General features: G+C 46.6%; 10 protein-coding genes. 4 read left to right on the top strand and 6 right to left on the bottom strand.

The annotated features are described in order from the left end of the window. Positions 1–60: 60 nt before the first annotated feature. The 4 genes from ACOIT5_RS09805 to ACOIT5_RS09820 form a co-directional block, all read right to left on the bottom strand. Positions 61–2136, bottom strand: a complete 2076-nt coding sequence (locus ACOIT5_RS09805; RefSeq protein ID WP_423130290.1) for a RagB/SusD family nutrient uptake outer membrane protein — start codon at positions 2134–2136, stop codon at positions 61–63. Between the two features lie 12 nt (positions 2137–2148). Further along, positions 2149–5247 (bottom strand): SusC/RagA family TonB-linked outer membrane protein, encoded by a 3099-nt coding sequence (locus tag ACOIT5_RS09810; RefSeq protein ID WP_423130291.1) that lies wholly within the window; start codon positions 5245–5247, stop codon positions 2149–2151. Between the two features lie 11 nt (positions 5248–5258). Beyond that, on the bottom strand, positions 5259–6626 hold the full coding sequence (locus tag ACOIT5_RS09815; protein WP_423130292.1) for an IPT/TIG domain-containing protein: 1368 nt from the start codon (positions 6624–6626) through the stop codon (positions 5259–5261). Positions 6627–6708: 82 nt separating this feature from the next. Continuing rightward, a complete protein-coding gene (locus ACOIT5_RS09820; protein WP_423130293.1) occupies positions 6709–7809 on the bottom strand; it encodes a glycoside hydrolase family 88/105 protein in 1101 nt (366 codons plus the stop codon). Between the two features lie 241 nt (positions 7810–8050). Between ACOIT5_RS09820 and ACOIT5_RS09825 the strand changes: the two genes are divergently transcribed. Then, on the top strand, positions 8051–9166 hold the full coding sequence (locus ACOIT5_RS09825; RefSeq protein ID WP_423130294.1) for a glycoside hydrolase family 43 protein: 1116 nt from the start codon (positions 8051–8053) through the stop codon (positions 9164–9166). A gap of 15 nt (positions 9167–9181) precedes the next feature. Continuing rightward, positions 9182–11662: a glutaminase domain-containing protein gene (locus tag ACOIT5_RS09830; protein WP_423130295.1), complete on the top strand. Its 2481-nt coding sequence runs from the start codon at positions 9182–9184 to the stop codon at positions 11660–11662. 10 nt (positions 11663–11672) lie between these two features. Here ACOIT5_RS09830 and ACOIT5_RS09835 read toward each other — a convergent pair whose 3' ends face one another. Further along, on the bottom strand, positions 11673–11972 hold the full coding sequence (locus ACOIT5_RS09835) for a hypothetical protein (protein WP_423130296.1): 300 nt from the start codon (positions 11970–11972) through the stop codon (positions 11673–11675). Then, complete coding sequence (locus tag ACOIT5_RS09840) at positions 11969–12130, bottom strand: hypothetical protein (protein ID WP_423130297.1); 162 nt, start codon at positions 12128–12130, stop codon at positions 11969–11971. The genes ACOIT5_RS09835 and ACOIT5_RS09840 overlap by 4 nt, the downstream gene beginning before the upstream one ends. On the opposite strand from ACOIT5_RS09840, the gene ACOIT5_RS09845 reads away from it, so the two are divergent. Both ACOIT5_RS09845 and ACOIT5_RS09850 read left to right on the top strand, forming a co-directional pair. Beyond that, complete coding sequence (locus ACOIT5_RS09845; protein ID WP_423130298.1) at positions 12120–12476, top strand: glutaminase domain-containing protein; 357 nt, start codon at positions 12120–12122, stop codon at positions 12474–12476. The genes ACOIT5_RS09840 and ACOIT5_RS09845 overlap by 11 nt on opposite strands. A gap of 43 nt (positions 12477–12519) precedes the next feature. Further along, on the top strand, positions 12520–12765 hold the full coding sequence (locus ACOIT5_RS09850) for an HU family DNA-binding protein (protein ID WP_423130299.1): 246 nt from the start codon (positions 12520–12522) through the stop codon (positions 12763–12765). Positions 12766–12778: the final 13 nt, after the last annotated feature.

A 12778-nucleotide genomic window follows, 5' to 3' on the forward strand; every position in this document is an offset into this window, starting at 1 on the left:
AACCCCGTTTGTCCTCTGCACTCTCTTAATCGTATTTTTCATTGTTCCAGTTATAAAAAATTATTCAGGATAAGTCCAACCCGGGTTTTGGGTTAATTCCTTGTTACGTTTCAATTCAGTATGGTGAATGGGCCAAAACCACAATTTAAGGGAAAACACAGGCGCTAAAGAAGGCACCTCGACAGGAGTATGGTAAAGATCAGCCATTTCTTTACTGCAATAGATGTTGCACCCGTAAATAGAGGCCGCCTCCTCGACCGGGGCATCCATCCAGCGGCGCATATCAAAATAGCGAGTCCCTTCGGCAAAAAGTTCGATCTGCCGCTCACGTTTCAATTTCATGCGAAATAGGTCGGCATCGGCATAGACATCATCGGTATAGTCGGGTACCCCGGCACGGATACGAATGGGCTGAATGCCTTTTTTCATCTCGGAGACGATGCGCCCGACAGAGTGTACCTTACTGCCGTCCCAAGAGGGAATACTGTAATTTCCGGTCAGCTCATTCAGTGCTTCCGCATAAATCAGCAATATTTCTCCGTAACGGAGAGCCGGGTCTGTTTTCACTCGGATACGAGCTCTGTTATACGAGTTTCCTATTAAACTGATATCGTCCGGATGCACATACTTTTTTATACCTATACCTGTGAGCAGAGAGTAGCTAATCTTATATCCGTTGTCTTCGCCCCGGTAGTAGAATATTTGCTTATTTTTCTGCTCCTCCGCGCTCTCATCAGCATTCAGAAAATACCAGGTACTGCCGTTATATGCTACTGATGCATAGAAACGGGGCTCGCGCTTTGCATATTGTTTGGAAACTCCCGTCCCTTTCGTACCCAGTTCCGGATACTCCGTCAGTTCCTCTGCGGTCACATACCCTGCTGCACGCGGGCGGCTGTCGTACCGTCCGGCATATCCGGACAGGTTGGCATACATGGAGTTCATGCCCGGTGCATCGGTACCATCAGCCATATAGTAGGCATCGACTTGCTTTTGGGTCATGGCATGCGAATTATATCCCTTACCCCATGTGCGTGGCAACTGGTGAAGTACCATTGCGGCAATGTTCTCATTTGAATTGTTCTGCCCACGGGTAAAAATAAGTTCCGGGTTTTCACTGGCAGTAACTTCCCCGTTAAACAAAGAGCGATACGATTCGAAGGGGTCTATGTTCTGCCAACCATCCGGCCAATCCTTGTCAGAGAAATTTTCATCGTAAGGAGGAGTAACGGTTGCCGGATAACCAATGGCTTCGGTTTCTTTGCGATAAGAGATATGTAATGAATAGAAATTCAGGTCCATCACATCCTTGGCAGCAGCGGCAGCTTTGGCCCATTTTGATTCATCGTATGTCTCCGGCAGCAAGTGTCTGCCCTGTTTGTCGACCAAGGCGGATGCCACTTCGACCGGCGCTTTACCGTTGAATAACGGGCTGGCCCCGAACAATAACACTTTGGCGCGAAGCGCCAGGGCTGCTCCTTTGGAAGGACGGGCTAAGCCTTCTACCGAGCGTTGAAGCGGAAGCGTTTCAGCTGCCGTAACCAGTTCTTTCTCGATATAGTCCACGCATTCTTCATAGGTATTACGCGGTTGTGCTACTTCATCATACTCTTTCATGTAGTCAACGCCTTCGTCGGGCACAATAGGCACCGGACCATAGGTACGAAGCATGATCCAGTAGTAATAAGCTCTTAAGAAATGTGCCTGGCCTTTCATGTCGGCAATCTGCTGATCACTGAATTCTTTATTCAGATCAATGTAATTCAGGAAGATGGAAACCTGGCGGATTCCCTTGTAGGCATTCTGCCATATCCCCTGAGATTCACCGTTCAAGCCGCTTTCACGGTATTGGCCGGCTTTCCAGTTTGCGTAACGGTTACTCTCACCGTCGAAATACATGTCATCGGCGAAATTGAAGGGATAATCCTTTTTACTGCATACATCCTGCAGATATGCATTTCCCATGTAGGAGTAACCGCGTGCCAGCCATTGATTTGTATAATCCTCGCTGGTAAAAACATCTTCTATCGACATACGTTCATCAAACAGGTAATCCGAGTCGAGGTAATCGCTGCATCCTCCCAGAATAAAAAACAATCCTGTGAAATATGATAAAATTGTAACTATTTTTTTCATACGATTTATTATTTATAGGTTAATCGCTACTCCTAATGAAATGCTTTTGCTAAGCGGATATTTTTTCCCGTCTGAGCTGCCCATTTCCGGATCCCAAAGCTTGAACCTGGAGAACGTCAGCAGGTTGGTACCGATGAAGAAGATACGGACTTCATTAAAATGGGCTCTGTTAACCAGAGTCTTGGGCAGTGTGTAACCGATATCCAAGGTCTTGAGGCGTATATAAGAACTGTTCCTCAGCCAGTATGTAGATTGCCTGTAATTATTACTATTAGCACCGTATGTCAAACGGGGATAATCAGCATTCGGGTCCTCAGTTGCCGGATCACCGGAAATCTCAGCAGAGATCCAGCGATTCGAGTTGGCCATATCTTTTAATACATTTCCCCAGCCGTCGCCTAAGCTAAACATGTAAACCGTGGAACCATTAATGAAATAGGTCGATTTCCCCACTCCCTGAAAATGCGCGCTGATATTGAACCCTTTCCATCTAGCGGAAGAGCCGAATCCGTAGGTTAAATTAGGTCTGGTAGTAGCTCCGATGGACACTATATCATCGTCGTTAATAACGCCGTCTCCGTTAACATCCTTGTATTTGATGTCACCCGGCATCACCTCGCCATAGGTTTGCCTCGGACTGTTCCTGATATCATCATAATCTTTGAACAGGCCCAAAGAAACCAGTCCTCTGGCTTGGTTCACCCGATGGCCTTTCTGCATTTTGTACCAGTAAACTGTATTCTCTTCATCCCGTTCGATAATTTCATTTTTTCCATAGGTCATATTACCACGCAGGGTCAGGTTTATCTCTCCTAATTTTTGCTTGAGTGTAAAGTTCCCGTCGAATCCCCGGGCTTCCACGATACCTACATTCGCTGATGGATTGTTCTCTAAACCCGCCGACCACGGGAGATAATTACGTGTCATGTAAATTCCGTCTCGACGTTCCTTAAAATAATCGACCGCTCCCGACAATTTGTCGTCAAACAACGAAAAATCGATCCCTAAATCCTGTTTGGTAGCAACCTCCCACGAAACGTTTGGCGAAGCTAGAGTAGAATAACGCATACCTCCGTAATACCTGTCAAAGTTATAGTCTGCGAATTGGTAACCGCCGCTGGGATTATTATCTGTTGTCATGGTTTCAATGGTATACAAATAGGGAAACCGGATATCACCCAGGTTATCGTTACCTGTTTTACCGTAGGAATAACGGATCTTCAGCATATTGATCCACGTCAGCTTCTTCATGAAAGGCTCTCCTGACAGATTCCAGGCCCCTGAAACAGCCGGGAAGAAACCAAAACGATTATCTTTATGGAAGTTTTCCGAACCGGTATATCCGAAATTGAAATCAATAAAATAACGGAGTTTCCAGTTATAGTTGGCACGACCCGCTAATCCCTGATTGCGTCGGGAGATCCCGTTTTTAAGATCAGCACCGATATTCTGGGTCTGTATCTTGGCTGCCTGGTTATATTTTACAACGCCTCCGACACGATGCCCTCCGAATCCGCGATCGTAGTGCATCTCCCACTCAAAGAATTCTCTTCTGTCCCCTTGTGAAGCTGAGCTTTGTGTCATCTTTACTTCCTCTGCCACCCGGTCAAAGATCAATTCACCTTCCTGAGAGCGATAACGTTTGGCTAACCACAGTTCCGGATTCTTCCTTCGTGTAATATCGTTGTAGTTATTTGTGTCGTATCCGAATCGTCCGACAAACCGGAGGCCTTTGCTGATGAAATCCAACTTTTGCTCCAAAGATAAGTTTGTTTGAACGTTATTCCTCCAATTTTCCCTGTACCCGGTCATAGTTGCCTGCACCCAAGGATTGAAGCGGTCTCCTCCGTCATTTCCATAAGCGGGCACCTTCCCATCGGAATAAAGTTGGGGCACCATAATCGAGTTATATCCCATCAGAGAGGTCCAGATCGCATCGCTTCCTACCCCCGGATCATTTTGCTTTTGCAATGAGCCGGAAATGCCCGCTTTCAACAGGGTTGTCTTGGTAATATCCACATCGATATTCATGCGGTATGTCCATTTTCTGAAGTTGGCATTGGTGTTATAATCTTTCAATGCCTGGTCTGTTTTGTACATACCCTGCTGGCTCTGATAGCTTCCGGATATAAAATAACGGGCTGTTCTTCCGCCTCCGTTCATATTCAATGCAGAACGCGTACTCCAGGCCCAATCCCTCAGTATTTGATCCATCCAGTCTACATTGGGATATAAATCGGGGTCTAATCCCAACCGGAATAACTCCAGTTCTTCCGGTTGATAGAGCGGTTCCTGGTTGCGGGTAATTTTCGCTTCGTTGGCCATAGAGGCATACGTATAGCCGTCTACAAATTCCGGAAGTTTGGTGAACATATTGTAAAATCCTTCTGTCTTCGCACTGATATTGATTTTTCCATCCTTACCCCGCCTTGTATTAATCAGGATAACCCCATTGGCGCCCTTGCTACCATAGATAGCAGTAGCGGAGGCATCTTTCAATACACTGAACGACTCAATGTCTTCCACATTGACCTCGTTCAGATCGCGCTCAAAACCATCGACTAACACCAGTGCAGCGGTGTTGGCGCCAAAAGTGGAAATACTCCGTATCCAGAATTCGGAAACACTGCCGGGGCGCCCGGAAGTTTGCATCGCCATAATACCCGGAACAACTCCTGCCAACCCGTCTGCTATGGATGTGGTTGGGTTTGACTTCAGTTCCTCGACATCGATACTCGTGATTGCACCGGTAACAGCTACCTTTCGCTGTGCGCCGGTGGCTGTAATAACGACCTCTTCAAGCACACTGCCATCCGACTCTTTCATGGTGACATTAACTATCCGTTGCTCTTTGATCAATACCTTTTGCGTGTCAAAACCGATATAAGAAAAAACCAGTGTATGGTATGCGGGCACTTTTATCGAATACTGTCCGTTACCATCGGTTATGGTTCCCAATCCCGGCATATCGGCTACCGATACATTTAAACCAGGCAAAGGCTCCCTGTTTGCATCGGTCACGACTCCGGTTACCGTAACATTCTCCTGTGCTAAAGCACCTGCCGAAAAGCCAATTAATAACAAACAGGTCAGTAAAAAATTCTTCATCATAGGTTTATCATTTAGTATTCTTCTTCATAACCGATTTTGCGGATAAGATAATTACCTGTATCCCCTACATAAAAACATTGTCTCGATTCATCGTAAACGATCGATTCAGGACTGTTGAACCGAGCTTCCAGGCGGAGATCCCCGTCGTTATACCCTGAGGTGCCGTTATTGCCCCGTCCTGCGTATGTTTCGACTCTTCCCTGAGGGGTCAGTTTACGTATGGCGTGATTACCCTTATCGCAGAAATAAAAATCATATTCGTCTTCCAGTCCTTCGTTCTCCGGGTTTTTTACAAATACGCCCTGCATGGGCCAGTTCAAACGGGCGCTGCTTCCCACTCCGTCGGCGTATCCTGAGGTAGCTGCCGCTCCGCATACCAGGTAGGGTATCGTAAACGTTTTTCTTTCCCGGTCATATTCAGTACGCATAATATAATGCCTCTCGCTTTCAACGAGATAAGCATAATCGCCTGTAGGATGTATAATCAAAAGAAAATGCACGCCGGCATACGGGTTTTGGAATACCGTCGTCAATGCGCCGGTTTCAAAATCATAGCGTTGCACATCGCCTGCCCTGAACCGGGTGAAGTACATCTCGCCGTTTACAGGGTGCGTTGCAGAAGTTTTAACTCCCCGACCAAGACAGATGTCATTTCTGGTGTTGAAGCCGGAGGCGCGGGTAAACAGGAAAAGGCCTGTGGCGGCATCGCTGCCCTGGTCTCGTGAGACGATCATATCGCCGTCCAGCTTCCAGTTTACGGATGACACATTATCAATATTCGTCGTAAAAGTACTCACATATCTGTTCTCAAAATCGATCCGACGGGTGCCTTTAGTCTGACAGGCCACATACAGGTGATTGGGATTTTGGTTATCAAAGGAGAGCCACCTCATATTCTGAAAAGAACCGCAGTCTTCAAACGGACCATCTTTTCTTACCAGTTCGGATTCTTTCTCGACATACTTTCCCAGAAAAGTTGATACCAGCAGTTTCTTTTCGTAAATGAAATGAGATACTGCTACCGTACGGGTTATTTCTTCACCGTCGTCACCAAGGATGATTATTTCAATTTCTCCGCTGTATGCGCCTACCGGAACCATGCAATGCAAGGCTTGGTTTTTCACACCTACAACTTTGGCTTCTCGCCCTCCGATTGTCACTTTGATTTTGGAAATGTCATTTCCAAAATTATCGCCGTAGAGAATCAGACGAGTGCCCAATCCGCCCTCTTTGGGGGTAAAATCACTGATAAGCACCGGCTTATCCGGATCAAAATGATCTCCCTGCTCTTCGTTCTCGTCTTTACACGATACACAAAGAACGATCAGTATCAGCAACATCTGCCAATACCTGTTTTTCATGTTAAATTCAATTTGCATAGATTTTAATTTTAGTTTGTCTGCAATTGGTTTGTTTTCATTTTGACATATCTATATGTTATACGGGGATAATAAAACCTCACTATTTTTCCAGAAGGGCATTGGCGCACCAGAGATATGGGGCTTGCCCGTGAAAATCTCCCGCAAGGCGCGGGCGTTCATAATAGTATTGCTTATCGTTCTTTTTACCCGTTCCGACACAAACTTCGGTTACATTATTCCGCTCATCGATATACGGAACCATGGCTAACCAGGCTTTTCGTGCTGCAGGCGCATACTCCCCAGCGTCTAACCATCCTTGCCGCGTACCTGTAATAAATGCATAGGCAAACATGGCTGACCCGGATGTTTCTACCCAACAATCCGGCTCGTCAATCAATTGATTCCACATGCCGTCCGGCCTCTGATAACTTTTCAGGTTTTGCATCATGGACAGGTAGCCTTCCATAATGCGCGGACGCTCCTTGTGGTCTTTGGGCAACGCTCGAAGCAGGTCGGCCATACCTACGGCCATCCAGCCATCTCCCCGCGCCCAATAATAAGGAACGTCCGGAGCGTGATAAAAGAGGCCGTTGGGACGTTGCAATTCGTCCAGATAAAGTACCATTTCTTTGGCTGCCCTGTCAAGATACTTGGGATCGCCGGTCACTTTATACGCTTCTTTTTGCACAACGGTAATCATATACATATCGTCAATCCACAGGCGCGTTTGCCACGAATACCCCTTGTCGGCCCACGCTTTCTCTTCGGGTTTTGCATTCTGCGGAACTTCCCATTGGGTGTCGGCGTAGGCCAGCCCCATATCCAGATACCGTTTATCTTTGGTTGCCTGATAAAGTTTCAGGGCAATGCTCCCAAACATATTGTAGTCTACATGGTTCATGGGAGGCAACAACACTTTCTCACGGGTAAACAGGGGCTCAAATCTGCTCTGCAAGAGTTGAACGAGTTCCTGATCCTTTGTTATCAAAGCATAATCGATCGCTCCGTTCCATGTACACACCTCGGCATAGTGAATGTATTTGCCGGCATAAAGGTCGTGCTTGGCACCTATAAAGTGATATGCCAGACGCTTGCCCGCCTCTTCAGGAGAATATTTTTCAGGGAACTCCTGTAACAGGTCAATCTGAGCAAATAAATGAAAAGGGAGAAAACACAATAATAACAATACGTTTTTTTGCATACGGTTCTTTTTTAATAAATGATCCCGAAACTGGCTTCTAAGAATCATTAGGGTTAATTAATTTTTAGTGAAGGTCAGGTCTGGTAGCCTTACCAAATCTTGCCGGTTAAAAATACAGTCAGCAAAAAATGGAAACCTGAAATAACCGGTCAAAAAAAGATAATGACAGTTCAATAATGGCAGAAATTCATGTCAGGATCAAACAAAAAAATTACCTTTGTTTGCCATAATGCCTATTGTTATGGAATCAACGAGCAGATATTTAGTAACTTATCTATTAATAGCGGGTTTTTCAATTTCGTGTAACAGCAAGAAGCCGGTTCAGCAAGATGTAGCCAATGCGCTGGATAAAACTTATTCCAATCCTTTACTTCATTCCGGAGCCCGCCCGTGGGCGACTTGGTACAAGGATCACTACTACTATTTTCAGGATGCTGACGATAGGATCACAATGTGGAAAACTCCGGATATTACCGATCTGAAAAATGCTCCGAAAAAAGAGGTATGGATTCCCCGGGATGAAAAAAATGCCTCTCACCTTTGGGCACCCGAAATGTACCGGATCGATAATAAATGGTACATCTATTTTGCCGCCGATGACGGCAATACAGACAATCACCAGATTTATGTCGTCGAGAATAGCTCAGACGATCCGTTCGAAGGGGAGTTTACGATGAAAGGGCGTATCAAAACAGATAATGACAATAGCTGGGGAATTCATGCCAGTGTGTTTCAGCATCAAAGCGAATGGTACATGATCTGGTCGGGCTGGCAAACCCGGCGGGTAGAAGCCGAAACACAATGCATCTATATCGCCCGATTGGAAAACCCGTGGACGCTGGCTTCGGAAAGAATCCTGATTTCGAAACCCGAATACGAATGGGAACGGCAATGGATCAATCCTGATGGCAGCAAAACGGGCTATCCGATTTATGTGAACGAAGATCCGCAGTGTTTTTATACCAGGGACAAAAGTAAGGTTCTGATTTATTACTCTGCCAGCGGGACCTGGACGCCTTATTACACGGTGGGCATGTTGTACGCCGATGCAAATGCTAATTTGCTCAACCCGGCCTCCTGGCAAAAATCGAATAAACCTGTTTTTAAACAAAATCCAGACAATCAGGTGTTTTCAACAGGATCTCCTTGTTTTATTCCTTCTCCTGACGGAACGGAGACTTACTTTCTTTATCAGGCCCGGGCAACCGAAAAAGAACCTTATGGCTCCCTGCCTTCCAGAGATACCGACACCCGTTCGCCTCGCTTGCAGAAAATGACCTGGGATGATCAGGGCTTTCCTGTTTTCGGAGAAGCCTTGTCTGAAATTGAAAAAATTGACAAACCATCGGGCCTATAATGCCTTAGCAAATACATGAAACAGCCGATTTACCTGATTTACCTGATCTGCCTCCTGACCGCCTCGGGATGCGGGAAATATGAAAAACAGGATGTTTTAAGGAATAACCTCCGTGCTCCGGCCTATCCGTTGGTCACTATCGACCCCTATACCAGCGCTTGGTCGATGACCGATAAACTCTACGACCAACCGGTCAAACATTGGACAGGAAAAGAGTTCCCGCTGACTGGAGCAATTCGTGTTGACGGAAAGACTTATCGGTTTATGGGAACCGAACAAAGCCCCGTGAAAAAAATTGCGCCAATGTCAACGGAGAAAGCCTGGACCGGAAAATACCGGGTCGATGATCCCGGAGAAGGATGGGAAAAACCGGACTTTAATGACACTTCGTGGATAGAAGGCGAGGCTGCCTTTGGTACTCCCACTGAAGAAAACATAAATACCCCGTGGCAAACTCCGGAAATATGGATTCGCAGGTCTATCCAAATCAAGGAAGATCTGTCAGAGAAAAAGATTTTTCTGAAATATTCGCACGACGACATTTTCGAACTATATATCAATGGAATCCTTATTATTAAGACCGGATATGAATGGAACAAGAACGTCATTGTAAGTTTACCTGACGAAGTAAAAAGTACATTGAAGCCAGGACAAACAGTCATTGCTGCCAATTGTTACAACAAAACAGGAGGAGGTCTGGTCGATTTCGGCCTTTATGCTGAGGATGAAATCGGTACCTGCCTATCTCAAACCGCAGTGCAGCAATCGGCTGATGTACAGGCTACTCAGACCCATTATACATTCGAGTGTGGCAGAGTAGAACTGAAACTATCCTTTCTGGCCCCCTTGCTGTTGAATCAGTTGGATTTGATCTCGAGACCTGTCAATTACATTTATTATAACGTGCGTTCGCTCGACGGGGAAAAGCATGATGTACAAATCTATTTTGAAGCCTCGCCCAACTGGGCACTAAATATTCCTTCGCAGGAAAACAGAGGCGGAGGCTTTGAAAAAGACGGGCTGCTGTTCTTGAAAACAGGAAGTGTAAAGCAAAAAGTGCTTGGCAAACGAGGTGACAACATCCGGATCGACTGGGGATACTTTTACCTGAGCAGTGAAAAAACGAACAGTTATTACCAAACCGGCAACCCGTATCGGATGCGCCATGAATTTGCCCAAAGCGGGAATCTTTCAGGCGATGTTGTGCCGAAAGAAGACGCGAGCCTGGCCCTCTCCCGGTCATTGGGAAACACCCGGTCAGCTTCGGGAAAGATCATGATTGGTTACGATGATCTTTACTCGATGCATTACTTCGGGGAGAACCTTCGCCCCTACTGGAACAAAAACGGGGATAGAACCATCGAGCAGGCATTTGCCCAGGCGAATCGCGACTTCGGCGAATTACGCGGCCGTTGCAGCCGGTTCGACTATCGTTTAATGCTTGACGCCTGGAACGCCGGGGGAAAAGAGTATGCCGAACTTTGCGCCCTGGCTTATCGTCAGTCCATATCCGCACATAAACTGGCGGAATCGCCCGAAGGAGAGCTTCTTTTCTTATCAAAAGAGAACTACAGCAACGGAATGATGGGCACGGTCGATGTCGCCCACCCCTCCGCTCCTTTGTTTTTATCATATAATCCTGTATTGGCAAAAGGTATGCTAAATCCCATCTTTTATTACTGCAAAAGCGACAAATGGAACAAACCCTTTCCTGCTCACGATATCGGCACCTACCCTTGGGCTACCGGCCAAAACTACCGAGGCGATATGCCGGTAGAAGAGTCGGGGAATATGCTGATTCTCACCGCTGCCATTGCCGCTACGGAAGGCCATGCCCGGTATGCCGAAAAACACTGGGACATCCTCACGGTCTGGGCCGATTACCTGCTCGCGAACGGGCTTGATCCGGAGAACCAGCTTTGTACCGACGACTTTACCGGGCACCTCGTGCATAACGTTAACCTCTCGGTAAAAGCGATCATCGGTATTGCCTGCTACGGAAAACTGGCCAAAATGCTGGGAAAGGATGAGGTGGCTGAAAAATATACTTCGGAAGCCAAACGCATGGCCGGCGAATGGGTGAAAATGGCCGACGACGGCGACCATTACCGCCTGACCTTTGACCAGCCCGGAACCTGGAGCCAAAAGTACAACCTGGTTTGGGACAAGCTGCTGAAACTGGATGTCTTCCCCGCTGAAGTAGCACAAAAAGAAATGGCTTATTACCTCACCAAACAGAATACTTACGGCTTACCGCTCGACAGCCGAAGAAATTATACCAAAGCCGACTGGGTTGTCTGGACTGCAGCCTTAAGCAACGACCAGGAGACTTTTCAAAAGCTGATCCATCCGCTGCACCGGTTTATGAATGAAACAACCGACCGGGTCCCGATGTCCGACTGGTACCACACCGACAGCAAACGACATGTCGGGTTCAGGGCCCGCTCGGTTGTCGGCGGGTATTACATCAGGCTGCTGGAAGAACGGCTTCGGTAACGATTAACTTTTACTTTCTGCTTTTCCATACCTTCGGAGTTCTTGAAGTTTTAAAGACTCCCCTGATCGTGACAACTTTGCACTCTTTATCAACCGTATAATGGAGCATGTAAGGATACTGCTTCATGGGTAAGCAGTGTACCTCGTCATAACGTATTTGAAAGAATGGGTTTATTTTCAGTTTTTCGATATATACTTTCACTTCAGAATGGAATTTGCGCCCAAGGCCGGATTGCCGTTGATTATACCAGGTAATACCTTCCTGAATATCCTGATGGGCTTCCGGCTCAATTTTAATTCTGAAGCTCATTCGTCAAATTTGAAATTATCTTTTACCTCATCCCACTCCAGTAGCCGATCCTGATTCCCATAAGTTTTTTTTATCCTCTCTCTGACGATGTTTTTGTGTTCTTCCGGAATATCCACTTCTTCTGCTACTTCAAAGCCAAGATGTTTTATGAGTTCCATAAAAAACTTAAACTTTTTATCCGGTATTTTCAGCGTAACTTCTTTCATAATTCCAACTCGTCTTTTTCCAAATTTACAAAAATCATTTTACGCGCATACACTCTTTCACTTTTTCTCTGCTCAATTTCTACCCGATGGCGTCGTATCCGGGACCGCTGCCTTAAGCAACGACCAGGAGACTTTTCAGAAATTGATCCATCCGCTGCACCGGTTTATGAACGAAACGACCGACCGGGTCCCGATGACCGACTGGTACCACACCGACAGCAAACGACAAGCCGGGTTCAGGGCCCGCTCGGTCGTCGGCGGGTATTACATCAGGCTGCTGGAAGAACGGCTTCGGTAGAAACCATAAGTTTAAACAGAACGGCTTGTGCAATTAGCTGTCAATGATTGAACTGGAGGCCGGCGTGCAACTGGTGCTGAGCCAGCTGCTCGACGAACTGGCCGACGGCAATCATGTTTGCATCGAAGGGTTTGGAACTTTTTCCGTGAGCGCCAAAGCTGTCCGCGCGGCCATAGAACAGCATGACATCCGCGCAGAATCGATCCGTTTGAAACGCATTGTTTTCAAAACCTCGAAAACATTGTTGAAGCAAACAAGTTTCCGGTTTCAGCGGAAGCCGGAACCATAAGGCCGTACGCAGC

The sequence above is a fragment of the Gaoshiqia hydrogeniformans genome (assembly GCF_049347105.1).
GTDB lineage: Bacteria > Bacteroidota > Bacteroidia > Bacteroidales > Prolixibacteraceae > Gaoshiqia > Gaoshiqia hydrogeniformans.

Coding starts and splice junctions, on each gene's coding strand:
- ACOIT5_RS09805 (WP_423130290.1), bottom strand. CDS start 2,136: ATGAAAAAAATAGTTACAATTTTATCATATTTCACAGGATTGTTTTTT.
- ACOIT5_RS09810 (WP_423130291.1), bottom strand. CDS start 5,247: ATGATGAAGAATTTTTTACTGACCTGTTTGTTATTAATTGGCTTTTCG.
- ACOIT5_RS09815 (WP_423130292.1), bottom strand. CDS start 6,626: ATGCAAATTGAATTTAACATGAAAAACAGGTATTGGCAGATGTTGCTG.
- ACOIT5_RS09820 (WP_423130293.1), bottom strand. CDS start 7,809: ATGCAAAAAAACGTATTGTTATTATTGTGTTTTCTCCCTTTTCATTTA.
- ACOIT5_RS09825 (WP_423130294.1), top strand. CDS start 8,051: ATGGAATCAACGAGCAGATATTTAGTAACTTATCTATTAATAGCGGGT.
- ACOIT5_RS09830 (WP_423130295.1), top strand. CDS start 9,182: ATGAAACAGCCGATTTACCTGATTTACCTGATCTGCCTCCTGACCGCC.
- ACOIT5_RS09835 (WP_423130296.1), bottom strand. CDS start 11,972: ATGAGCTTCAGAATTAAAATTGAGCCGGAAGCCCATCAGGATATTCAG.
- ACOIT5_RS09845 (WP_423130298.1), top strand. CDS start 12,120: ATGAGTTCCATAAAAAACTTAAACTTTTTATCCGGTATTTTCAGCGTA.
- ACOIT5_RS09840 (WP_423130297.1), bottom strand. CDS start 12,130: ATGGAACTCATAAAACATCTTGGCTTTGAAGTAGCAGAAGAAGTGGAT.
- ACOIT5_RS09850 (WP_423130299.1), top strand. CDS start 12,520: ATGATTGAACTGGAGGCCGGCGTGCAACTGGTGCTGAGCCAGCTGCTC.